16 protein-coding genes and 2 pseudogenes are annotated in these 22,761 nt (G+C 70.6%); 9 read left to right on the top strand and 9 right to left on the bottom strand.

Annotated features, from left to right (window positions below):
* Positions 1-41 precede the first annotated feature (41 nt).
* Positions 42-233 carry a hypothetical protein gene (locus DRB96_RS24380; RefSeq protein WP_112450381.1) on the bottom strand — a complete coding sequence of 64 codons (192 nt, stop codon included), beginning with the start codon at positions 231-233 and terminating at the stop codon, positions 42-44.
* Positions 234-547: 314 nt separating this feature from the next.
* Here DRB96_RS24380 and DRB96_RS24375 point away from each other — a divergent pair, with 314 nt between their 5' ends.
* From DRB96_RS24375 to DRB96_RS24340, 8 genes are all read left to right on the top strand, one after another.
* The gene (locus DRB96_RS24375) at positions 548-1,225 is read left to right on the top strand and encodes a hypothetical protein (protein WP_112450380.1); all 678 of its coding nucleotides are present in this window, start codon (positions 548-550) and stop codon (positions 1,223-1,225) included.
* Positions 1,222-1,902, top strand: a complete 681-nt coding sequence (locus DRB96_RS24370; protein ID WP_112450379.1) for a restriction endonuclease subunit S — start codon at positions 1,222-1,224, stop codon at positions 1,900-1,902. The genes DRB96_RS24375 and DRB96_RS24370 overlap by 4 nt, the downstream gene beginning before the upstream one ends.
* Before the next feature lie 72 nt (positions 1,903-1,974).
* Entirely contained in the window at positions 1,975-4,458 is a 2,484-nt protein-coding gene (locus tag DRB96_RS24365; RefSeq protein ID WP_112450378.1) for a class I SAM-dependent DNA methyltransferase, read from the top strand.
* Complete coding sequence (locus tag DRB96_RS24360; protein WP_112450377.1) at positions 4,451-5,701, top strand: restriction endonuclease subunit S; 1,251 nt, start codon at positions 4,451-4,453, stop codon at positions 5,699-5,701. Before DRB96_RS24365 ends, DRB96_RS24360 begins: the two co-directional genes overlap by 8 nt.
* Positions 5,702-5,769: 68 nt before the next feature.
* Positions 5,770-9,123 carry an HsdR family type I site-specific deoxyribonuclease gene (locus tag DRB96_RS24355; RefSeq protein WP_112450376.1) on the top strand — a complete coding sequence of 1,118 codons (3,354 nt, stop codon included), beginning with the start codon at positions 5,770-5,772 and terminating at the stop codon, positions 9,121-9,123.
* A 6-nt stretch (positions 9,124-9,129) separates the two neighbouring features.
* Positions 9,130-9,849: a SprT family zinc-dependent metalloprotease gene (locus DRB96_RS24350; RefSeq protein WP_112450375.1), complete on the top strand. Its 720-nt coding sequence runs from the start codon at positions 9,130-9,132 to the stop codon at positions 9,847-9,849.
* Between the two features lie 270 nt (positions 9,850-10,119).
* Positions 10,120-11,103, top strand: coding sequence for an XdhC family protein (locus tag DRB96_RS24345; protein ID WP_112450374.1), 984 nt, complete (start codon positions 10,120-10,122; stop codon positions 11,101-11,103).
* Positions 11,104-11,206: 103 nt separating this feature from the next.
* On the top strand, positions 11,207-11,605 hold the full coding sequence (locus tag DRB96_RS24340) for a DUF6479 family protein (protein ID WP_112450373.1): 399 nt from the start codon (positions 11,207-11,209) through the stop codon (positions 11,603-11,605).
* Positions 11,606-11,687: 82 nt separating this feature from the next.
* Here DRB96_RS24340 and DRB96_RS24335 read toward each other — a convergent pair whose 3' ends face one another.
* Both DRB96_RS24335 and ligD read right to left on the bottom strand, forming a co-directional pair.
* Complete coding sequence (locus DRB96_RS24335) at positions 11,688-12,650, bottom strand: ATP-dependent DNA ligase (RefSeq protein ID WP_112453679.1); 963 nt, start codon at positions 12,648-12,650, stop codon at positions 11,688-11,690.
* Positions 12,650-13,534 (bottom strand): non-homologous end-joining DNA ligase, encoded by an 885-nt coding sequence (gene ligD / locus DRB96_RS24330; protein WP_112450372.1) that lies wholly within the window; start codon positions 13,532-13,534, stop codon positions 12,650-12,652. Before ligD ends, DRB96_RS24335 begins: the two co-directional genes overlap by 1 nt.
* 31 nt (positions 13,535-13,565) lie before the next feature.
* Here ligD and DRB96_RS24325 point away from each other — a divergent pair.
* Positions 13,566-14,231, top strand: a pseudogene (locus DRB96_RS24325) (Ku protein); the annotation flags it as partial.
* Positions 14,232-16,470: 2,239 nt separating this feature from the next.
* Here the strand turns inward: DRB96_RS24325 and DRB96_RS44905 are convergent.
* From DRB96_RS44905 to DRB96_RS24295, 6 genes and pseudogenes are all read right to left on the bottom strand, one after another.
* Positions 16,471-16,926 (bottom strand): annotated as a pseudogene (locus tag DRB96_RS44905) (ATP-binding protein); the annotation flags it as partial.
* A 56-nt stretch (positions 16,927-16,982) separates the two neighbouring features.
* Positions 16,983-18,218 carry a histidine kinase gene (locus tag DRB96_RS24315; protein ID WP_112450371.1) on the bottom strand — a complete coding sequence of 412 codons (1,236 nt, stop codon included), beginning with the start codon at positions 18,216-18,218 and terminating at the stop codon, positions 16,983-16,985.
* The gene (locus DRB96_RS24310; RefSeq protein WP_112450370.1) at positions 18,215-20,026 is read right to left on the bottom strand and encodes a cation acetate symporter; all 1,812 of its coding nucleotides are present in this window, start codon (positions 20,024-20,026) and stop codon (positions 18,215-18,217) included. The genes DRB96_RS24315 and DRB96_RS24310 overlap by 4 nt, the downstream gene beginning before the upstream one ends.
* A gap of 109 nt (positions 20,027-20,135) precedes the next feature.
* Positions 20,136-20,411 carry a hypothetical protein gene (locus DRB96_RS24305; protein WP_112450369.1) on the bottom strand — a complete coding sequence of 92 codons (276 nt, stop codon included), beginning with the start codon at positions 20,409-20,411 and terminating at the stop codon, positions 20,136-20,138.
* A gap of 219 nt (positions 20,412-20,630) precedes the next feature.
* Positions 20,631-21,500: a LytTR family DNA-binding domain-containing protein gene (locus tag DRB96_RS24300; protein WP_112450368.1), complete on the bottom strand. Its 870-nt coding sequence runs from the start codon at positions 21,498-21,500 to the stop codon at positions 20,631-20,633.
* A 182-nt stretch (positions 21,501-21,682) separates the two neighbouring features.
* Positions 21,683-22,639, bottom strand: a complete 957-nt coding sequence (locus tag DRB96_RS24295) for an SCO0930 family lipoprotein (protein WP_112453678.1) — start codon at positions 22,637-22,639, stop codon at positions 21,683-21,685.
* Positions 22,640-22,761 lie beyond the last annotated feature (122 nt).

The following is a 22,761-nucleotide window of genomic DNA, read 5'->3' as shown; positions in this document are numbered from 1 at the left end:
CTAGCGCCGTCCGGTCACCCCGTAGGGGTGAACCGGACCCGTCACCTCGCCGCCGCGCAGACGGGCTTCGACTGACCAGCAGCGTGTTCAGCAGCGGAGACAGCGTGCCTGAGGGCCAACTCCCCCAGCAGCGGCAGTTCGCCCGCCACCAGCAGCGGCAGCAGGGCAAGCGGGTTGGACACAGCCTCGCGCAGAAAGCAGCCGAGCTCGTCGAGGCTCAGACGCGCCGTCAAGCCCGCGGTCTTGTTCGACGTCGTCGGGTGGTTCGGGGTGAGTCGCTCCCGAGAGTCGCCTCCCCCTCTGGAGCGAAGCCCTGCGAGGTGTTGTGTATTCACATACGCCTGATGCAGGTCATGGCCAATGGTTGTGCTACCGTACTCATGCACGCAAACGTTCGAGCCGTGACGCAGGGTTTCCCATAGGCCGGGTGTTCCGGGCATGACTATGCCCCGGGGCGCTTGCGAGCAGAGGCACACACCGGGGCTTACGCAGTCCAACGTAATCCCCGGTCCTTGGATACGCAACACGGACCCTCGGGGGGACTTCCATGCAGTGCGCCACGACCGACGAGATGAACCTGATCCGCATGATCGACGCCACCAGGTACGCCGATCCCGACACCCTCTGCTCCGCTGCCTGCCGGCAGGCGCTGGCGTGGTCCGACTGGGAGACGAACATCTCCAAGGCCACGTACGAGGTACTCCGGAACGTGGAGAACGTCCTGCGGTGTGCCATCTCGGCCAGGCTCGTTCTGCACTACGGGCAGGAGGACTGGTGGGAAGCCCCGAACCTTCACCTCACTTACGAGACCAACAAGAAGATCAGGGAAGCCAAGGGCAAGCTGCACCGTGCGCGTGTCCCGCTGTCGCCCACCGCCATCCAGCGAGAGGTGCCGCTCGGCTTCTGGGTCTCGCTCATGGGTCGTGGCGCTGACTACGAGACCCAGCTGTGGCGCCCCATGCGCGCCGCCTTCCCGCACTTCAAAGGGCGTCGCGTGGAACTCCATGAGCGTGTGGATCACCTGCGCATCCTGCGGAACAAGATGGCGCATCAGGAGCGCATCGGCGGACGGGACCTCGTCGCCGACCGCAGCTCCGCGCTCACCGTCATCGGGTACGTGTCCGAGACGGTCGCACTGCGGGTTTCCGCTGCGGACATCGCGATCCCGTACCTGCTGGCCGCTCGTCCCGGCGTCTGCCCGCAGCGTCGAGGTGCGGGCGCATGAGGTGGGAATTCGCGCCGCTGGGTGAATGCTGCGATGTCACCGCGAGCCCCTCCAGCGACCTTTTCGTCGATCTCGCGACCGACGCTTCCGGCACTCCGGTGGTGACCCCGGCGGATGTCACACGCACCGGGCGGATCGAGGTGTCAACGCTTCGCCGGCTCCCGGATGCTCCAGCCAGCCTGAACCGCTACGGATTGCGTCCTGGGGACCTGATGCTGGTCCGCCTGGGGGCAGTCGGGCGGGTTGCCCTGATCGAAGAGTCCGCCCGTGATCAAGGCTGGGTCTACCACTCCTCGTGCATGCGGATCCGCCCAGATACCGAGCGCGTGGACCCGCTCTACCTTTCGTCCTATCTGGCCCACCCCCCCGTGGCGGATCAGCTCCTCTCCTATGCCCAGGTGGGCACGGTGTCCAGCCTCACGGCGTCCGCCGTGAAAGGGCTGGGGGTGGCTCTGCCCGACCTGCGCACCCAGCGTCTACTGGCTGGGGCGCTCGGCGAGATGGCCCAGCAGGCCGACATCCAGCACCGCATGCTCGCGCGCCTCGACGCGGTCCGGCAGGGGCTGTTCACACAACTCCTGGGCGAGGACTTCCCGGATACGGGAGCATCCCGACCCGAGGGGCACCTGCCCGAGCGGCGGGCGCCAAGGACACGCAGGACGAACCGAATGTCGTAGCCCGGTCCCAGTCTGGGCCGTTATGCCACAGGATGCGTTTCCTGTGGGACGCATGAACAAGGAGAGACCCGAGTGGCACAGCTCACGCTGCCCCAGCTGGAGCGGCATCTGTATGCGGCGGCGGACATCCTCCGCGGCAAGATGGATGCCGCGCAGTACCAGGACTACATCTTCGGAATGCTGTTCCTGAAGCGGGCTTCGGACCAGTTCGACGTGGCACGTGCCGCACTGGTCAAGAAGCTCGTCGCCGAGGGCAAGAGCCCTCAGCAAGCAGAGATGATCTCCGAGGCCCGGGGAGCCTACAAAGCTCACGAGTTCTACGTTCCGCAGGAATCCCGCTGGTCCAGCATCGTCCGGGAGTCCCGGACCGAGCCAGGCAAGGCGCTGGACATCGCACTTGCCGAACTGGAGAACCACAACCACCAGGCGCTCGACGGTGTGCTCTCCTACATCAGCTTCACCGAGAGCCGTGGTGGCAACACCAAGCTGACCAAGCCGGTCATCCAGCAGCTCATCGACCACTTCAGCGAGTACCGGCTCAGCAACGACGACTTCGAGTTCCCCGATCTTCTGGGCCACGCGTACGAGTACCTGATCGGCGAATTCGCCGACGAGGGCGGCAAGAAGGGTGGCCAGTTCTACACCCCGCGCTCGGTCATCCGCATGATGAACCAGCTGGTCAAACCGCAGCCGGGCATGTCCGTCTACGACCCGTGCTGCGGATCGGCCGGCATGCTGATCCTGTCCAAGGAATACGTGCAGGACCACGGGGGCGACGGGTCCCATCTGGCGGTGTACGGCCAAGAGGACAACGGCAGCGCCTGGGCCATGGCCCGCATGAACCTCCTCATGCACGGTGTCGCCGACGGCATCATCCACCACGGCGACACCCTCGCCGAACCCAAGCACATCCAGAACGGTCAGCTCCAGCGCTTCGACCGCATCCTCACCAATCCGCCGTTCGCACAGAACTACCGCCGCGAGGGCATGAAGTTCGCTGAGCGGATGGCGTACGGCTGGACACCGGAATCGGGCAAAAAGGCCGACCTCATGTTCATCCAGCACGTGCTGGCCGTGCTGGAGGCAGACGGCATCGCGGCGTCCGTCATGCCACACGGAGTGCTCTTCCGTGGCGGGGAAGAGCAGAAGATCCGCAAGCAGATGATCGAAGAGGGCCGCCTGGAAGCCGTCATCGGGATCGGCCCCAACGTCTTCTACGGCACGGGCATCCCAGCGTGCATCCTCGTCCTGCGCGGCCGCGACGGTGTCCCCGCAGACCGGCGCGACGGCGTCCTCTTCATCAACGCCGACAGAGAGATCACCACCGGCCGCACCCAGAACCTGCTGGAAGCCCAACACGCCGAGAAGATCGTCTCCGCATACGAGAACCGGGCCGAGATCCCCGGCTTCGCACGGGTCGTGAAGTTCGAAGAGCTCGCGAGGAACGACTACAACCTCAACATCCGCCGCTACGTGGACAACACCCCCGCCCCGGAGCCGCAGGACGTGCGGGCGCATCTGTACGGGGGCGTGCCCAGGACCGAGATCGCGGCACGCAAGGCGCAGTTCGAGGCCTTCGGCATCGACCCGGAAGGCGCGCTCTTCCGGGTGAGGGACGGCGACCCCGACTATGTGGACTTCCTGCAGGAGGGGTACGAGGCGACGGCCGCCCGCATCCCCGGGCTGGCAGAGGAGTTGGAGGTGCTCCTCGGGCGGGCCTTCCATACCTGGTGGGACGAGCACGCCGAGCGGTTGGCGAAGCTCCCCGTCCACCAGCAGATGGCGCAGGCCCGCAAAGAGCTGCTCACCACCTTCACCGAGGCGCTGGAGCCCGTGGGGGTACTGGACAAGCACCAGCTGGCCGGCACGGTCGCCGCATGGTGGTTCGACACGAAGAACGACCTCCTCGTGCTGATGGCCAAGGACTTCAACGGCCTCATCGACGGCTGGGTCCGCAGTATCGCCTCAGCCTTCGAAGAGCCATCGGCCAAGGCCGATGCCAAGACAAAGGCCCGCCACCGGGCCGCGATGCGCAAGGCCCGTGAACACCGCCTGGTCCCCGAACTGATCCCGGCTTACGTGGAGCAGCTGGAGACGGTGGAGGCGCTCGTCGCCAAACTGGACGCGGAGGTGAAGGCAGGATCGCCGCCGAAGAAGACCTCCAAGGCAAGCGACGCTGATGGCGAAGAAGACGGGGACGAAGAAGAACTCGACCTGTCTGAGGTCCTGCCGCCCAAGGAACTGGCCGCTCTAAAAAAGAAGCAGCGCGCGGCGAAGCTGGAACTGACCGCACTGAAGGCCTCGTTCGTAAACGAACTGAAATCCGCAGCGAATAAGCTGACCGGCACCCAGGCCCAGGAAGTCGTTCTCGGTTTCCTGAACGCCGACCTATACGCGCGCATGATCCGCTTCGTCACCTCTGACCGCCGCGCCCTGATCGACGCTTTCCGGAACTGGGGCGAGAAGTACGCAGTCACCCTTGCCCATCTGGAGCAGGAACGCGAAGCCTCAGCCAAGCGTCTGCGTGAGTACCTGAAGGAGTTGGGATATGCCTAGCCAAGCATTCACCAAATGGGAAGTGCATAGAGTTCGCGATCTCCTCCTGCATCACGCATCGGGCCCTAGCCCAATCTGCGAAGAACGCGAGATTCAAGAATCTACCGAATGGGGCCTGCTTAAGACAACCGCGATCACCTGGGCCGGCTGGAACGAAAGTGCACACAAGGCGCTCCCTGAGGAGTACTGGGGAATCCACTCAAAGGAAGTCCACCCGGGCGATATTTGCGTAACGAAAGCGGGCCCTCGACACCGCGTAGGCGTCGCCGCCTATGTCACACACACGCGGCCACGCCTCATCGTTTCAGGCAAAATGATCCTCCTGCGGCCGGACTCAAATAAAGTCGTACCCAAATATCTTTCACTAGCCCTGACATCCCGGCCGGTTCAAGAATATCTAGAAACCCGCAAAACAGGGATGGCGGAGTCGCAAGTAAACTTCTCAGACAGAGATCTACTCGACTATGAAATCACGCTGCCGCCCCTAGGGGAACAGCGGAAGATCTCCGAAATCCTTGACGAAATCAGCCACAGCAAGGGCCACCACAAGAGAGTATTGCGCAAGCTGTTTTCGATCCGAAAGGATCTCATTCGGCACGCCATGTCCAATAATGGGGAATATAGGCAATCAACCCTCGGCGAGCTCACCACCCTCATTGTCGATGGCGTACACCACACCCCAAACTACCGTGAATCTGGCGTCCCTTTTGTCACTGTAGAGAATTTGACGCGCGGCACCGGAATTTCCATGGATCCGGTTCGCTACATCTCCGAAGAAGATCATGCAATTTTCTCCCGACGGGCAGATCCTTCCGCCGGAGATATTCTCGTTTCCAAAGACGGCACACTGGGCGTGGCGCGCGTCGTCCCTGAGCAGGTGCCGAAATTTAGCATCTTCGTCTCAGTGGCACTGATCAGAACGGCCCCCCTCCTGCTGGATCCCCAATATGGTTGCATGTTCTTCGATTCGCCACAGTTCTTCACTCAGCTCCGAAAGCTCTCATCGGGAACTGGCCTTAATCATATCCACCTCCGAGACTTTCGAGAGTTTCAGCTAAGTGCACCAGATCTCCCCACTCAAAGAGCATGGTCAGTAAAGCTGGGTGCACTCAACGACGCAATCAGGAAAGAGCAAGAGGCACTGGACAAGATCGAAAAGATCGGCCGAAGTCTGGTACATGACCTCACCTCTGAAGGCGCATCACCCCAGTTGTCGACGGAAAGCACCTCCGGGGCGCGGTAACAGATAGCACAATAGTGTTCGCACCCAGCCCCCTGCGTGCCATTCACTCGAAGGAGATCGCACCGCTCATGTCCGGCCCCGAGTACAAGTACGTGGAAGCGCCGTTGATCGCGCAGCTGATTCATCGGAGTATGGGGTGGCGGCATGCGGTGGGAAAGCAAGGCGCGGAGCTGCAGGAGGCCGGAGCCGAGCGGTACATCCGGGAGGGTGCGGATGGTGCGCTGCTCACCGGGATTCTCCGCAGCCGGCTGGATCGGCTCAATCGAATGCCGGACGGGGCAACGTGGGTGGACGACGTGCGAGCGGCGGCAGCGATTGCGGCACTCGTCAGGGGCGGCGCTCGCGGCGGTGGTTTGGTGGCCGCGAATGAGGCGGCGACCGAAGCGCTGATCGAGGGGGTGGCCGTCCCCGGAGTGGATGGGTGGGACGGCGGGCGAGCCCAGAAGGTGCGGTTCGTGGACTGGGAGGTGCCGGAGAACAACGACTTCCTAGTCGTCTCCCAGTTTCCGATGACGATCCCCGGTGCGCGGGACGACCACGGCAAGCCCCGCAAGCTGATCGCCGACCTGGTGCTGTTCGTGAACGGCATCCCGCTGGTCGTCATCGAGTGCAAGAAGCTCAAGGCCGGGCACGGCGACGCCCACCGGGCCGTCCAGCAGCTGCGCCGGTACGCCAACCAAAAACAGGAGGCGGGTGTCCCTGAGGGCAGCGAGCAGCTCTTCCGTACCGTTCAGTTGACGGTCGCGACCACTGGCGACACGGCCTTGCTCGGCACGTTCACCGCCCGCCCCAAAGACTATGTGGTCTGGCGGGACGCATACCCGTTGGAGACGAGGCAGGTCGCCGAGACCATGTTCCACAAGGACGACGCCTTCGCCGGCGCCCAGAAGGTGCTCGTTGCCGGGGTGCTGCACCCGCACCGGCTGCTCGACATCGTGCGGAACTTCGTCGTCTTCAAGGACGTCGAGGTCGCCGAGGGCCGTACCGCCCGTGTGAAGATCGCCCCGCGGTATCAGCAGTACCGCGCCGTCTGCAAGGCGATCGAGCGGCTGCAGAAGGGCGAGACCAAGCAGGTCCACGGCAAGGAGGACAAGCGCGGGGGGATCATCTGGCACACACAGGGTTCCGGCAAGTCGCTGACGATGGTGTTCCTGGTGCGCAAACTGCGCTCGACCCCTGGTCTTGGGCACTTCAAGGTTGTCGTGGTCACCGACCGCAAGCAGCTCCAGGACCAGCTGTCCGAGACCGCCGCTCTCGCGGGTGAGAAGCCGGATGTCATCACCCGCGCCTCACAGGTGCCGAAGGTGCTCGGGCTGGAGAACGCCGGCCTCGTCTTCGTCATGATCCAGAAGCAGCAGGACGGCGAGAAGGCCCGGCAGAACGCCGCCGACTCCCTTGCCCACCAGGGCACCCCCGGCTGGGGCCCGGTCAATGACCGTGACGGCATCCTCATCATGATTGACGAGGCACACCGCTCTCACGGCTCCGCACTCCACCAGAACCTCATGGAGTCCCTGCCCAACGCGGCCCGGATCGGCTTCACCGGCACTCCGATCATCATGAACCGCCGCAAACTCACCACCACGACCTTCGGTGAGTTCATCGACACCTACCGGCTCAAGGATGCCGAGGACGACGGTGCGATCGTTCCCATCTACTACGAAGGCCACATCGCCAAGGGCGCGGTCACCGAGGGCGAGGCCCTGGACGAGGCGTTTCAGGAGGAGTTCGAGGAGCTCACCGACGAGCAGTACGACGAACTCCAAAAGCGCTACGCCAAGTCCTCCGCCGTCCTCGGTGCCGACGACATGATCCGGCGCAAGGCCCGGCACATGTTGCGGCACTACGTCGAAGGGGCCATGAAGGAGGGCTTCAAAGCCCAGGTCGTCGCCCACTCCCGAGGGATTGCCGTCCGGTACCGAGAGGCGCTCGTCGAGGCGCGAGACGAGCTGGTAGCCGAGGTGGAGAAGGCCGCCCGGCCACCGGCCCGCATCCTCACCAAGGCCCAGGAGACTCCTTCGCAGGACCGTACGCCCAAACAGCGTCTGCTCGTCTCCGCCCACCGGAACCTGGCCCTGCTCAAGGTCATCGACTTCGTTCCCGTGATCTCTCCTGACAGCGAGGACGACAAGGACTGGGCCCAGTGGTCGAACGGCAGCGCCCAGGAGAAGGCGATCGAGGCCTTCCGCAGCCCCTTCCCCGTTCCGGAAGCCCTCACCCCGGAGTCCCGGCCGACCGCAGTACTGATCGTCCGCACCATGCTGCTCACCGGTTTCGACGCCCCCATCGAGCAGGTCATGTATCTGGACCGACGGATGCGCGAGGCCGAACTCCTCCAAGCCGTCGCCCGCGTGAACCGTACCTACGGGGAGAAGAAGCAGGCCGGCTACGTCGTCGACTACGCGGGCGTCTCCAAGGCCCTCAACGAAGCGATGCAGGCCTACGCCACCGACGAGGCCGAGGGCAAGCCCATCGACTTCGAGCACGAAGAGAACAAGCTTGAGCACCAGTGCGACGCGCTGCGCCACCACCTCGGCCTCACTCGCGCCCTCGTCGACCCCGCCGACACCCTCGCCGTACACAAGCTCGTGGACACGCTGGAGGACGAGGAACGGCGCATCGAATATCGCAGGCTGTTGCGGGAGTTCCTGAGCACGCTAGACCTCCTCCTGCCCCGCGAGGCCACCCGCCCCTACCAGCTACCGGCCAAGCTCTTCGGGTTCATCGCCCAGGTGGCCAAGCAGCGTTTCAGTGAAGAAGAGGACGGCTTCGACCCCGCCGCGTACGGCGAGCGTGTCGCTGAGCTGATCGACGAGCACGTCAAGGCCCTCGGCGTGGAGCGCGCGATAGAGCCCACCCGGCTCACCTCCGATGATTTCCGGACCAAGGTCGAGCAGATGCCCAGCTCTCGGGCCAAGGCCTCGATGATGGCTCACGCCGTACGCAACCACATCGAACTCCACTTCAACGAGAACCCCGTCGCCTACGACAAACTCCGTGTACGCCTTGAGGAGGTCCTCAAGAAGTACGCGGAGGACTGGGCGCAGCAGCTCACCGCATTCGAATCGCTCTCTCAAGAGGCGCATGATGTAGCCGCGGGGCGTGATTCGGGACTACCGGCCGACGTACGCAGCCTCAGCAAATTGGAGCAGGCTGTCTACCAACAACTGACCACGGTGATCACAGACGGAGTCATCGCCGACAACGAACGCGTCGACCTGATCGGCCTGGCGCGCGAAGTGCGCGACATCGCCGTCCGGCACACCGCCCGCAAGGACCTCTTCTACAACACGGCCGCGCTGCACGACCTGCAAAGCGACATCTGGATGCTCCTCGCTCTCAACGACCGTACGCAGCCCTCCGTCGACAGCCTCGCGCCCGCGGTGCGAGAGATCATTCAGCACAACAAGAAGGATCTGTAAGCCTTCATGCCCGACACCCTGGCCGAACCGCTCCTCGTAGGAGGGTTGGTCATCGAGGTCCACGCCGTTCCCGGGCGCAAAAGCGTCCGGGTCACGGTGGAACGCGATGCACGGATCCTCGCCGCTGTGCCTCCCGGCTCGGACCGCGCTGCCCTCGAAGGGCTCATCCGCACCCGGCTGCCCTGGCTCTACGCCAAGGTGCGCGACCGCGAAGTAGACGCGCAGCGGCGCCCGCACCGGCGTTTCACCGACGGTGAAGGCTTCTACTACCTGGGACGCAGCTACCGGCTGAAGACCGTCGCCGAGGCGTCCAGCCCGGTTTCCCTGACCAACGGCCGGCTCAGGATCCGCCAGGAGCTCAAGGGCGCAGCCGGAGAAGCCCTGGTCGCCTGGTACGTGGACCGGGGAAGGCATTGGCTTCCCCGACGAATCGAGCCATGGGCAACGTGTCTAGAAGCCCCGTCGTCAGAGCTACTGGTACGCCCTCTCGGCTACCGCTGGGGGTCCTGTTCCGCCCGGGGCACCCTCAACATCCACTGGGCGGTCATGCAGCTTCCCACCCCTCTCGTGGACTACGTACTGGTCCACGAGTTGGCACACGTGCACGAACCGAACCACTCGCCGGACTTCTGGCGGATGGTCGACCGGGCCCTCCCCGACTACGAATCCCGCCGGGCGAGGCTGGAGGAGTGGGGAGCCGGGATCTGGCTCCCGGGGGGGAACTGACCACACCTCGTGACATTGACCAGCCCGACCGGTGGGGGCACCGCGATTCCCCGGACCCTTCGCCGGGCTGGCCGGGTGGATCGTCCAGGGTGCGCAGGAAGTTGCGCGCGCGTGTTCCGGTGGTCCGTACGAAGGGTGTGGGGGTGGGTCTGTCGGTTCGGGGGGTGGGGGGCCGGGGTCTGGGTGGCTAGGTTGGACAGGGAGGCCACTTTGTGTTGCTGACCTGGTGCTTTGTGGCGTGCTCTGACGGTGAGGATGGGGCGGCGCGAAATGCGTGACTTGGTGGAGACGGCGCGGCAGTGGCTGGCCGAGGGGCGGGTCGCGTTTCTGGCGCGGCCCGTGACCGAGCAGGGGTTCGGGCCGCGGGATCCCGCCGGGGCCGTGCTCGTGGACGCGCGCGGGGAGTGCGCCGGGGCCCTGTACCGCGGGGTGTTCGACGCCGAGCTCGTGGCCGAGGCCACGGCGATGGGGGCCGGGGAGACGGCTCGGGTGTGCGAGGTCTCGGTGGGGTCCGGCGAGGCCGTCGAGGCGAGGCTGACCTGCGGCGGGCAGGCCGAGGTGCTGCTGCAGCCGCTGGGCGCGATCCCCGCCGAGTGGTGGGAGCTGCTCGGGCAGGGCGTCGGGGTCGCGCTCGTTACCCGGCTCAACGAGCGGGCGGACCAGGCCGTCAGTGTCGTGGTGCGGGGGGCGGACAGCCCCTCCGATGACTCCGAGCGGCGGGCCGGGGAGTTGCTGAGGTCGCGGCGGCCCGGGCGGGACGCGCTGTACGGGGGTTCCGGGCTGGTGCTCGTGGAGGCGTACCCGTCGGCCCCCTACGTCGTCATCGGCGGGACCGGGGAGCTCGCCGAGGTCATCGAGGCGCAGGCCCGGCTGCTCGGGTGGGACGTCAGTACCGTCGTCTCGGTCGGGGAGGCCGAGAAGGTGCTCGGGGAGCGGAGGGACGCCGCCTGTCTTGCCATGCTCAGCCATGATCCGGCGTTCGACGTGCCCACGCTGCGCACCGCGCTCGCGCTCGGGATCCCGTACGTCGGTGCGCTCGGGTCCCGCAAGACGACCGCGCGGCGCCGGGAGGGGCTGGTCGCGGCCGGGGTGGGCGAGGAGCGGCTGCGGACGGTGCACGGGCCGATCGGCCTGGACCTCGGCGGCCAGAGCCCGGCGGAGACCGCGCTGGCGATCTGTGCCGAGATCCTGGCGGTGCTCGGGGGGCGGGACGTGCGCGGGGTGCGGGATTCCGAGGGGCCGCTGAGGGGCTGAGGGCCATCCCGTGGGCCCCGATCCCGGCGGGTTCGGGGCCCGTGGTTCCGGATCCGGCGGCCTCGATCGGGTGAATTATCTGGAATGCGGGAAACTAGGAGGTATGGACACGACTCTGACCTTCCTCGCGTTGGACAGAACTCTGACCAACATCGCGTGGTTCCTGGTCGTCGGGCTCATCGTGGTCGGCTTCCTGCTCGGCGGTTTCATGCTGGGCAAGCGGGTCCGGTCGCACGAGCCCGCACCCCCCTCTCCCGAGAGCCAGCCCCACCTGCCCGACGGCGGTGCGGTGCGCGAGATCTCCGAGGAGCGGGAGTACGTCGACTTCCCCGAGAGCGGGCTGCGTCCGCACGAGATGCAGGGGTACGGGAACTTCGGCTCCCGGACCTCCAGCCATCAGGAGGACGTGCGCGCCGAGCGGGAGTCCGGCTACGAGCATCCCAATCCGCGGCCCCGCAAGCCCCCGACCGTGCCGCCGCTCGGCGGCGTCAAACCCGCCTGAGCCAAACCTGAGCCAACCCTGAGCACCCGAGCACCCGAACCCCATTGGACCGGCCATGACCCGCCGCGCCTCGCGCGGCGGGTCACATGTCCGCCCGCAGCCTCAGCACCTCCGGCGGGGGGTGGCGGGTCGAGGTGTGGCGGACCTCGGCCGTCAGCGGCGGGTCCAGCGGGTGGAACGGGACTTCGCCGAGGCCGATCGCCGTGACCGTGCCGCCACCGTCCCCGACTCCGCCGCCGTCCCCGTCCCCGTCTCCGTCCCCGTCTCCGCCGCCGCTGCCGTCTCCCGCGCCTCCCCCGGCCGGCCGCGCCCGTGCGGCCACGGCCGCCGCCGCCTCGGCCCGGAGCGCCGCCGTCAGCGGGCTCGACACCAGCGGGGTCTCGTCCCCGACCGGCAGGACCAGGACCAGGGCCAGCGGGCGGCGGGCGGTGCCCGTGTAGCCGACCACCGCCGCGTCGCGGACGTTGGTGTGGCGGAGCTTTTGCCAGCCGCGCCGCCCGGCGGGGTAGGGCTGGTCCATCCGCTTGACGACCAGGCCCTCGATGCCGCTGGCGGGCAGGGTCTCGTACCAGGTCTGCGCCAGCTCCGGGTCCGTGGTCATCGGGACCGGCTGGAGCGGCGGGCCCAGGGGCAGGAGGAGGTCGACGAGGAGCGCGCGCCTGCGTTCGTACGGGCGGGCGCGCAGGTCCAGCCCGGCGAGTTCCAGTACGTCGAAGGCCGCGTACGAGGCCGGCAGCGTCTGTGCCAGTACGGCGGCCCGCGCGGCCGAGGCGGCCGCCGCCCGGCGCTGGACGAGCGCGAATTCGGTGCGGCCGGCGTGCCAGACCACGACCTCCCCGTCGAGCACGGTTCCGGCGGGCAACCGCCGTGCGGCGGCGGCGAGATCGGGGAAGGCGCCGGTGACGATGCGGCCGGAGCGGGCCTGCAGGCTCACCCCCTCCAGGGTCCGCACGACGACGAGGCGGTGGCCGTCGAACTTCGGCTCGTACGCGAGACCGGGCGCGCGGGGCAGGGTCCGTACGGCGGTGGCGAGCGCGACGGTGATCACGGCAGCCGCCCCGCCCTGTCCGGATCGAGGAGGGGGGCGAAGAGATCGCCCTCGCGCTCCAGCCGGGCCGCGACGTCGTCGGCGAGGAAGACCAGGTCAGAGGGATCGCGGCAGGCTTCGACCTCCGCCCACGAGACCGGGGCGGAGACGGTGGGCAGGGCGCGGGCGCGCAGCGTGTAGGGGGCGGCCGTGGTCTTGGCGGCGGCGTTCTGGCTGTGGTCGACGAAGACCTTGCCGGGGCGCAGCGCCTTGGTCATCCGGTGCACGACCAGGTCGGGGAGCTCGCGCTCGGCCTCCTGGGCGAGGGTCTTGGCGTACGCCGACACCTGCTCGGAGGGGGTCGGCTCGAGGGGTACGGCCAGGTGGAGGCCCTTGGAGCCGGAGGTCTTCGCGTAGGCGTGGAGGCCGTCGTCGGCGAGGCGGCGGCGGAGCCAGAGGGCGGCGGCGGAGCATTCGACGACGGTGGCGGGCGGGCCGGGGTCGAGGTCGAGGATCAGGCGGTCGGCGAGGGCGGGGGCGCCGGCCGGCCACTGGGGGGTGTGGAACTCGACGACGAGGTTGGCGGCCCACATCAGGGTGGCCAGGTCGGCGACGACCACCTGTTCGGCCCGGAGGTCCTCCGAGCGGGGAACCGGGGTGGTCTTCACCCAGTCGGGGGTGCCGGGCGGCGGGTTCTTCGTGAAGAAGAGCTGGCCGTCCGGCCCGTCCGGATAGCGCAGGAACGACACCGGCCGGTCGTGGATGTGGGCGAGCAGGGAGCCCGCGACCGTGGCGTAGTAGTGGAGTACCTCGCCCTTGGTGAAGCCGGTCTCCGGGTAGAGGACCTTGTCGAGGTTGCTGAGCGCGATGCGACGGCCCTCCACCATGGTGATCGGCGTCATACCATGAGATTGCCATGAAACAGGAGGAACCGTGCGATCCATATGGAACGGGGCGATCTCCTTCGGCTTGGTCAGCATTCCGATCAAGCTCGTGAACGCCACCGAGAGCCACTCGATCTCCTTCCGTCAGATCCATGTGAGCGACGGCGGACGTGTCCGCTACCGCAAGGTCTGCGAGCTGGACGGGGAGGAGGTGACGGCCGCCGAGATCGGCAAGGGGTACGAGGAGGCGGACGGGTCGGTCATCCCGATCACGGACGAGGATCTGGCGCAGCTGCCGATCGCGACCGCCAAGACGATCGAGATCGTTTCCTTCGTGCCCGCCGATCAGATCGATCCGTTGCAGATGGACGCGGCGTACTACCTCGCGGCGAGCGGGGCGACGGCGGCGAAGCCGTACACGCTGCTGCGGGAGGCGCTGAAGCGGAGCCGGAAGGTCGCGATCGCCAAGTACGCGCTACGGGGGCGGGAGCGGCTGGGCATGCTGCGGGTCGTCGACGACGTGATCGCGATGCACGGGCTGCTGTGGCCGGACGAGATCCGGGTGCCGGAGGGCGTGGCGCCGGAGGGCGAGGTGTCGGTGCGGGAGGCCGAACTGGACCTGGCCGACGCGCTGATGGCGACGCTGGGGGAAGTGGAGATGGACTCGCTGCGCGACGACTACCGCGAGGCGGTGGAGGCGATGATCGCGGCGAAGGGCCGGCTGGCGGAGGGCGACGGGCGCCGGCGCGCGGCGGGGGAGCCGGTCCGGCCCGCACTGAGGGACGGTGCGGACGAGGCGGTGGCCGCCGACCGGCACTGGGCGCTGGCGGCGGCGGTCGGGCTCGGGCGGGGGGGCGGGGACCCGGACGCGGCGCGGGCGGCGGGCGCCGCCGGGGGGCGCCGGGCGACGGCGCGGCCCGGCCACCCGGGGCCGGCGCTGGCCCTGCTGCGCTGCGGCGGGCTGTTCGGGCAGGACCCGGGTGGCCGGGCAGGGCCGTCGCCAGGCGCGCACAGGCGGCGCCCGCGGCCCGGGCCGTGTCCGGGTCCCCGCACTCCAGCGCGAGCCGGACGGCCTCCGACAGCGCCCAGGGACGGTCGAAGGCCACCGCCTCGTCCGCACCGTCCTGCAGTGCGGGCCGCAACGCGTCCACCGCGTCGCGCAGGCGGCCGTCGCGCTCCGCCAGCAGGGCCCGCGCCAGCAGGATGCGCGCGGAGTGCCGGCGGCCCGACCGCGTCGCGCAGGCGTCCGGCGCGAGCACCGCCAACTCCGCCCGTGCCGCCTCCTGTTCGCCGCGGTGCCCCAGGATCAGCGCGCGCAGTCCGTGCGTCAGCACCGGCAGCCAGCCGTCCGACACGGGCACGGCCCGCGCCCGTGCGAGCCCGGTCAGGGCCGCGTCCCAGTCGCCGAACCGGTAGTCGAGATCGGCCAGCAGGGCCTCCGTCACCACCAGCCGGCCCCTCGAACCGGTCCTGGCCGCCAGCTCCCGGGCCTCCCGCAGCGCGTCCGCGGAGACCCGCGGCTCGTCGAACCGCAGGTGGCCCTCCGCCTGGTTGGCGAGCAGCAGCAGCCGCATGTCGTCGGCCGCCGGGCTGCGCCGGGCGTGGGCGATCCCGGCCGCGATGTGGCTCAGCGATTCCCGGCCCCGGTTGAGGTGGAACAGCGCGAAGGACATGGCGTGTTCGGCCTCGGCCCCGCACAGCGGGTCGCCGAGCCGGGCGGCCTCCGCCACCAGCGGGCCGGCCAGTTCGCACGCCCGCGCGGGCCGGTGCAGATCGGCCAGTGCCAGCACCCGGCAGGCCTCCAGGCGCAGCCGCAGGCGGGGGTCGGCCACGTGCTCGGCCAGCGCTTCCTCGGTGACCTCCAGGGAGCGGGCCATGTCCCCCCGGATCATCAGCGCCGACACCAGCTTGAAGGCCAGCAGGGCCCGCCGCCCGGGGTGCGCGGTCCGCTCCCGCAAGCCCCGCAGGAGCTCGGCGGACTCGGGTCGGCGCAGCACCAGCGCGGCGTCCGCGAGGCCGTCCTCGAGGGCTTCGCGGAGCGGTCCGCCCCCGTCGCCCCCGCCGGCCTGCTCGGCCTGCCCGGCCTGATCGGCTTGCCCGGCCTGGTCCACGGCCAGGCGCAGCAGGGCGGCCGCCGGTTCGGGCGCCCGCCCGACCAGGGCCGGGGCGGACTCGGCCGTCCACCGCATCGCCCACGGCTCCAGCGCCCCGCCGCCGAGCAGTTGGCCGGCAGTGCGGACGGGATCGAGCCCGGCCCCGGCGAAGGCCCGCGCGGCGTCCTGGTGCAGGGCGGTGCGGGCCGCCCGGGGCAGGGCGGCGTACAGGGCGAGCCGCACCGCCGGATGCCGCAGCCGCAGGGCGCCGCCGCCCGTGCCTCCGGAGGTTCCCGGACCGGCCGCCGTTCCGGGACCGGCCGTTCCCGTCCGCGAGCCGTCCTGCGGGGACTCTGCGGGCTCCGCCTCCGGGTCGGCTTCCCCCAGGCCGGCCAGCAGCGGCTCCTCCAGGTCCGCGAGCACCTCCCGCACCGGCCGCCCCCGTACGAGGGCCAGCTCGCGCGCGGTGAAGGCCGGGCCGAGCAGCGCCGCGTGCCGCAGCAGGGCCCCCGCGGCCGGGGAGAGCTGCCCCGCCTCCCGGGCCACGGCCGGCGGTGGCGGCGGCAGCGCCCCGACCGGCAGGGCCAGCTCCGCGCGGCCCCCGCCGACCTCGATCACCCCGGACCAGTGCGCGAGCAGCTCCCGCAGCAGCCGGGGATTGCCGCCCGCCTGCCCGGCGGCCTCGCGCAGCCGCGGGCCGGGCGCCGCCCCCAGCACCTCCCGGACCAGCGCGGCCGACTCCGCCCCGGTCAACGGCTCCAGCCGCAGCGTGCGCCCGCGCGGCCCGCCGCCCAGGTCCGCGCACAACCGCTCCACCTCGGGCCGCCGGGGCAGCGGCCGGCGGGCCGCCACCAGCAGCAGGGGCAGCCGCCGCGTGGCCCGGGCGAGCTGGTGCCACAGCAGCAGGCTCGCCGGATCGGCCCACTGGAGGTCGTCCAGGGCCAGCAGCAGCGGCCGCCCCGCGCACCACTCCTCGACGTCGGAGGCCAGCAGGTCCAGGGCCGCCAGCAGCGCCCCGTCGGGCTCGGCCGACCGCCGGGCCTCCCGCAGCAGGTCCAGCACCCGTGCCCGCCCGGGGCCGACAGGGTGCAGGCAGTTCAGTGCGGAGCGCAGCGGCAGCTCCGGGGCCGGCGCCTCGACGGCCCCGTACCGGACCCGGAAGTCGAGCGCGGCCGCCTGGGCCAGCGCCTCGCGCAGGAGCGCGGTCCGCCCCGCGCCCGCCTCGCCTTCCACGATCAGGCAGGCTCCTTCGCCCTCCGCGCCCGCCCGTACCCGTGCCCGTAGCTCTTCCCGGTGCTGCTCCCGCCCGACCCGCACGTCGGCGATCCCTCCGGTCGTCCGCGCCGTCCCCAGGATGGCAGCTCCCGCTCCGGTCAGCGCCGGGGAATTCGGCCACCCGGGGCCGAACTGTGCACTCCCGCCCGGTATTTGGGAATCCGTACCGTGATCTTCATGCCCGCGCCGACACCCGTTTCGATGACGAGCCCGTGGCCGTCCCCGTACACCTGGCGCAGCCGCTCGTCCACATTGGTCAGCCCGATGCCCGAAGAGGAGCCCGCGTGCTCCCCGGCCAGGATCCGGCGCAGCAGGGCCGGATCCATTCCGACGCCGTTGTCCTCGATGGTGATCAGCGCTTCCGCGCCCGCGTCCCGGGCGGCGATCGTGATCCGGCACTCCTCGGTGGAGTCCTCCAGGCCGTGCTTGACCGCGTTCTCCACCAGTGGCTGGAGGCACAGGAACGGCAGCGCCACCGGCAGCACTTCGGGCGCCACCTGCAAGGTCAGCTTCAGCCGCTCCCCGAACCGGGCCCCGGCCAGCGCCAGATACTGCTCGATGGACCGCAGCTCCTCGGCCAGCGTGGTGAACTCCCCGTGCCGGCGGAAGGAGTAGCGGGTGAAGTCCGCGAACTCCAGCAGCAGGTCCCGGGCCCGCTCCGGATCGGTCCGCACGAACGAGGCGATCGCGGCGAGGGAGTTGAAGATGAAGTGCGGGGAGATCTGCGCGCGCAGCGCCTTGATCTCCGCCTCCATCAGCCGGGTCCGCGAGCGGTCCAGCTCGGACAGCTCCAGCTGTACGGAGACCCAGCGCGCGACCTCGGTCGCGGCCCGCACCAGGACCGCCGACTCCCGCGACCCGTAGGCCACCAGGGCGCCCAGCATCCCGTCCTCACCGGTCAGCGGGGCCACCACCGCCCACTTCAGCGGGCAGCCGGGCCGCTCGCACTCGGTGCGCACGCTCTGACTGCGTCCCGAGTCCAGCAGTTCCGCCACCCGGACCATCGCGCGGCGCTCGTGGTGGTCGGCGCCGGGGCCGTCCCAGGCCAGGACGTGCGTGCGGTCCGTCAGGCACAGCGCCTCGGTGCCGAGCAGGGAGCGCAGGCGTTTGGCGGCCTTGCGGGCGGCGTCCTCGGTGAGGCCGGCGCGCAGCGGGGGAGCGGCGAGCGAGGCGGTGTGCAGGGTGTGGAAGGTGGCCCGCTCGACGGGGGTGCCCAGGTCGAGGCCGAGGGCTCGTTCGCCGCGCCGGGCCTGCCACCGGCCGCCCGCCCAGCCGGCGCCGAGCAGCAGCGCGGCCCCGGCCGCCCCCAGGATCAAGAGCACTGCTCCGGTCATGGAGCACCGCCCTTCCCGCCGTGCGCGCCGCCGCCCGCGCGGGCCGGCCCGTCACGCGTCACCTCGCGCACCACCTCGCGCGTCATGTCGCCCGCCACCTCACCGGCCACGTCCTCCGGCAGGTGCAGCCGGGCCAGGGTCGCCGCCGTCCCCGCCGGGATCCGCCCGCGCGTGCCCATCGAGACCACCACCATCGTCAGGAAGCCCAGCGGCACCGACCACACCGCCGGCCACGCCAGCAGCGTGTTCGGCCAGCCGGCCGGAGCCATCCCGGCCCGCGTCGCCAGCACCGCGCTCAGCGCCGCCCCACCCCCCGTCACCAGCCCGGCCACCGCCCCCGGCGGGGTCAGCCCGCGCCACCAGATCCCCAGCACCAGCAGCGGACAGAAGGAGGACGCCGACACCGCGAACGCCAGCCCCACCGCGTCCGCCACCGGAACGTCCGTCGCCGCCACGCTCCCGGCCAGCGGCACCAGGATCGCCACCAGCACCGCGACCCGGAAGCTGCCCACCCCGCGCGCGGACAGCACGTCCTGGTGCAGCACCCCGGCCACCGCCATCGTCAGCCCCGACGCCGTCGACAGGAACGCCGCGAACGCGCCCCCGGCCACCAGCGCCCCCAGCAGCTCCCCGGCCGTCCCGCCCACCATCCGGGCCGGCAACACCAGCACCGCCGCGTCGGCCTCGCCGGTCAGGGCCAGTTCGGGGGCGTAGATCCGGCCCAGCACCCCGTACACCGGCGGCAGCAGGTAGAAGGCGCCGACCAGCCCCAGCACCACCAGCGTGGTCCGCCGCGCCGCCCGCCCGTTCGGGCTCGTGTAGAAGCGCACCGCCACGTGCGGCAGCCCCATGGTCCCGAGGAACGTGGCCAGGATCAGCCCGTACGTCGCGTACAGCCGCAGCTCCGGCCGGTCCCCGGACAGCGGCTCCGACCAGCTGGAGGCTCCCGCTCCGGCCTCGGTCCGGGTCTGCGGCACCGGCGAGTCCGGTGCGAAGGCGAGGCGCGCGTGCGCCCGTACGGAATGGTGCCCGGCGCCGAGCGTCACGGGCTCGCCCTCGTAGACGTGCCCGTCGACCCGGCCGGTCACCGTCACCGTCAGCGGCGCGTCCAGGGACAGCCGCACGTCCTCGGCGAGGGTGACGGCGGTGTGCTCGCGGAAGACCGCCGGGGCGTCGAAGGTGGCGCGCGGAGCGCCGTCCCCCACCCAGGCCGCGAGCAGGAAGAACACCGGGACCAGCAGGGCGGTGAGCTTCAGCCAGTACTGGAAGGCCTGCACGAAGGTGATGGACCGCATGCCGCCGGCCGCGACCGCCGCCGTCACCACGACGGCCACGACCACCCCGCCCACCCAGTGCGGGGCCCCGGTCAGGATCCCCAGCGTCAGGCCCGCGCCCTGCAGCTGCGGCAGCAGGTACAGCCAGCCGACCCCGAGGACGAACAGCACCGCGATCCGGCGCACGGCCTGCGATTCGAGGCGGGCCTCGGCGAAATCGGGCAGCGTGTAGGCGCCCGAGCGGCGCAGCGGCGCCGCCACCAGGACCAGCAGGACCAGGTAGCCGGCCGTGTAGCCCACCGGGTACCAGAGCATCTGCGGGCCCTGGAGGAGCACCAGCCCGGCCACGCCGAGGAAGGAGGCGGCGGAGAGGTACTCGCCGCTGATGGCCGCCGCGTTGAGGCGCGGGCCGACCGTGCGCGAAGCCACGTAGAAGTCGGAGGTCGTCCGGGATATCCGCAGGCCCAGCGCGCCGAGCAGCACCGTGACCAGGACGACGACGGCGACCGCGGTCAGCGCGTACGTCTGGTTCACCGGGCGGGTCCTTCGGGCTGGGCGGCGGGGTCACGGGAGTCTACGCAGAGCCCCGGATCCGGCGACAGGCCGTCGCGCACGCTCCGGCGGGCGCCTTGGCCGAGAACCGTCAGAGGGCGGGGTCGCGGTGCTCCGCGCAGTCGCGCAGGGCGATCTCCAGCTCCACGTACGATTCCTCGGCGCGCCGGAAGGCCAGCGTCAGCGCCGCCTCCGCCCGGGGCGGCACCTGCCCGCGCGCGCCCTCGTGGGCCTCGTACAGTACGTCGGCCCAGCGCGCGGCCGCGCTGCGCAGCCGGGCCAGCAGGGCCTCGGCTTCGGCCGGCCCGGCCGGACGGGTGCGGGGCAGTCCGGCCAACGTGTCGAGCAGCGCCTGGATTTCGGACATCTGCTTCCTCCCGGGGCGGAAGATCCACGATACGCGCGGCCGGTCGCCCGCGCGGCCGGCCGGGCCCGCGCTGCGGCCGACGGCCCCGGCGGATCGCCGTACGCCCTTCCCGGCGCGGTGAACGGCCGGCCCGCGCGCCGGGCGGTCGGCGGGGCCCGGCCGGTCCCGTGGCCGGTCCCGTGGGTCCCGTGGCCGGTCCCGTGGGTCCCGTGGCCGGTCTCAGCCCATCGCCTGGCGCATCAGCAGGTCCCGCAGCTCCCGCGCGTGCCGCCGGCTCACCTGGAGTTCGGCCGCTCCGACGCGGACCGTGGTGGTGCCCGCGTCCAGGCGCAGTTCGTCGATGCGGCCCAGCGCCACCAGGTGGCGGCGGTGGATGCGGACGAAACCGCGGGAGGCCCACCGCTCCTCCAGCGTGGACAGCGGGATGCGCACCAGGTGGCTGCCCTCGGCGGTGTGCAGCCGGGCGTAGTCGCCCTGGGCCTCCACGTACGCGATGTCCGCGATCGCCACGAACCGGGTCACGCCGCCCAGCTCCACGGCGATCTGGTCGGGGGCGCGTTCGGGGGTGTGGTCCGGGCCGTGGTCGGCGGGGACCGCGGGGCCGGCATCGGGCACGGGCCGACGCGGCGCCGGCACGACGGGAGGAGCTTCGGCCGGCGCGGCGCCGGCCGCCGCGTCGCCCGGCGGATGTCCGGTCCGGCCGGACTGCGCGCAGGCCCGCCGGACCGCCTCGGCGAGCCGCTCCGGCCGCACGGGCTTGAGCACGTAGTCCACGGCCTTGAGGTCGAAGGCCTGGACGGCGAACCCCTCGTGGGCGGTGACGAACACGATCAGCGGCGGCCGCGCGAACCCGGCCAGCAGCCGGGCTATGTCCAGGCCGGTCAGCCCCGCCATGTGGATGTCGAGGAAGACCACGTCGATGGCGTCGGCCCCGTCCGGCCCGCTCTCCAGCGCCAGGGTGATCCGGCGCAGCGCCTCGGTCGCGTCCGAGGCGCCCTCGGCGCTGAGCACCCGGGGGTCCGAGCGCAACAGGTAGAGGAGCTCCTCGAGCAGGGGCTTCTCGTCGTCGACGGCCAGTACGCGCAGCATGGGACGGAGTGTAGGGGGTGAGTCCCGGGACCCCGAGGCGTCGCGGGCCCCGTCGCGGGCTCCGTCGCGGGCTCCGGCACGGGGCACGCCGGAACGGTGCGCGGCCCCTGCCCCGGGGGGAGGAGGGGCAGGGGCCGCGCGGTCAGATGGTCCGGTGGGCGCGCCGCACCGCGGCGCGGGGCTTACTGGCCGGTGATGAGCTTGCCGTCGGGGGCGACCGCGTACCAGGTGCCGCCGACGCCCTGGCCGTTGGTGTCGCCGGCCTTCTTGTCGCCGGTGAAGGTGTAGACGGGCCAGCAGTTCACCGTCTGCTGCTTCTTGCCGTCGGGGCGGTCCAGGACCAGGTAGTTCTTCTCGATGATCCCCTTGGCGTTGGCCTGGTCCACCGGGGGCACGACCGGCCACTTGGCCACGCAGTCGCCCTCGCACTTGGAGACCATCGGCCACGCGGTGTCGGGCTTGAACCGGTAGACGGTCATGCCGTTGCCGTCGACGATGTGGTCGCCCAGCTTGGGGTCCTTGGCCACGGTCAGCGCGCCCTCGGCCTGGGCCGCGCCGGCCGGCGGGGCGGCCGCGGCCTTCGCCGCCTTCTTGCCGTCGGGCGCGGCCGCGAACCAGGTCCCGCCGACGCCCTGCCCGTTGGTGTCGCCCGCCTTGGTGTCCTTGCTGAACCGGTACACGGGCCAGCCGGCCACCGTCAGCTGCTTGCTGCCGTCGGTGCGGACCACCTCGCCCAGCAGCGCCGGGTCCGTGCCCGCCGCGGCGGTCGCGTCGCCCGCGGCGACCACCGGCCAGGTCTTCGCGCAGTCCCCGTCGCAGTTCGACTTCGGCGGCTTCGCGGTGTCCTTGTCGAAGCGGTACAGGGTGAAGCCCGCGCTGTCGGTGAGGACCGATCCCAGCTGGTCGTTCTGCGCGACGGCCAACTGTCCGCCGGGCTTTGGGGCGCCGTCCGCGCCCGCTTCCGCGCCGGCGCCCGCTCCGTAGCCTTCTCCGTAGCCGTCCCCGGAGGTCTGGGCGGAGGCGACGGCACCGGCGGGCTTGGTGTTGTCGCCGGCCTGGTCGTTCCCGCCGCAGGCGGTCGCGCTGAGTGCGACGACGACCGCCACGGCCGCCAGGGTGGTTCCGCGCTTGATGCCCATCTTGATCTCTCCCACGTGTGCGTCCCGGTGTCCGCCGCTGCGCCCGTCGTGCGGAGCGGCGGCAACTGTGTGCAGGACACGCTGCGTTGGAGCCGTTCTGTTCAACCCGTTCGGTGTGGGCT

This window comes from Streptomyces sp. ICC1, assembly GCF_003287935.1.
Taxonomy (GTDB): Bacteria; Actinomycetota; Actinomycetes; order Streptomycetales; family Streptomycetaceae; genus Streptomyces; species Streptomyces tritrimontium.
The sequence above is the reverse complement of the archived record's forward strand: the minus strand, read 5'-3'. Positions and strand labels throughout refer to the sequence as shown.

Excerpts from the sequence above, each read along its gene's own strand:
- DRB96_RS24375 (WP_112450380.1), top strand. The coding sequence starts at position 548 with ATGCAGTGCGCCACGACCGACGAGATGAACCTGATCCGCATGATCGAC.
- DRB96_RS24370 (WP_112450379.1), top strand. The coding sequence starts at position 1,222 with ATGAGGTGGGAATTCGCGCCGCTGGGTGAATGCTGCGATGTCACCGCG.
- DRB96_RS24360 (WP_112450377.1), top strand. The coding sequence starts at position 4,451 with ATGCCTAGCCAAGCATTCACCAAATGGGAAGTGCATAGAGTTCGCGAT.
- DRB96_RS24355 (WP_112450376.1), top strand. The coding sequence starts at position 5,770 with ATGTCCGGCCCCGAGTACAAGTACGTGGAAGCGCCGTTGATCGCGCAG.
- DRB96_RS24350 (WP_112450375.1), top strand. The coding sequence starts at position 9,130 with ATGCCCGACACCCTGGCCGAACCGCTCCTCGTAGGAGGGTTGGTCATC.
- DRB96_RS24345 (WP_112450374.1), top strand. The coding sequence starts at position 10,120 with ATGCGTGACTTGGTGGAGACGGCGCGGCAGTGGCTGGCCGAGGGGCGG.
- DRB96_RS24340 (WP_112450373.1), top strand. The coding sequence starts at position 11,207 with ATGGACACGACTCTGACCTTCCTCGCGTTGGACAGAACTCTGACCAAC.
- ligD (WP_112450372.1), bottom strand. The coding sequence starts at position 13,534 with ATGACGCCGATCACCATGGTGGAGGGCCGTCGCATCGCGCTCAGCAAC.
- DRB96_RS24315 (WP_112450371.1), bottom strand. The coding sequence starts at position 18,218 with ATGACCGGAGCAGTGCTCTTGATCCTGGGGGCGGCCGGGGCCGCGCTG.
- DRB96_RS24305 (WP_112450369.1), bottom strand. The coding sequence starts at position 20,411 with ATGTCCGAAATCCAGGCGCTGCTCGACACGTTGGCCGGACTGCCCCGC.
- DRB96_RS24300 (WP_112450368.1), bottom strand. The coding sequence starts at position 21,500 with ATGCTGCGCGTACTGGCCGTCGACGACGAGAAGCCCCTGCTCGAGGAG.
- DRB96_RS24295 (WP_112453678.1), bottom strand. The coding sequence starts at position 22,639 with ATGGGCATCAAGCGCGGAACCACCCTGGCGGCCGTGGCGGTCGTCGTC.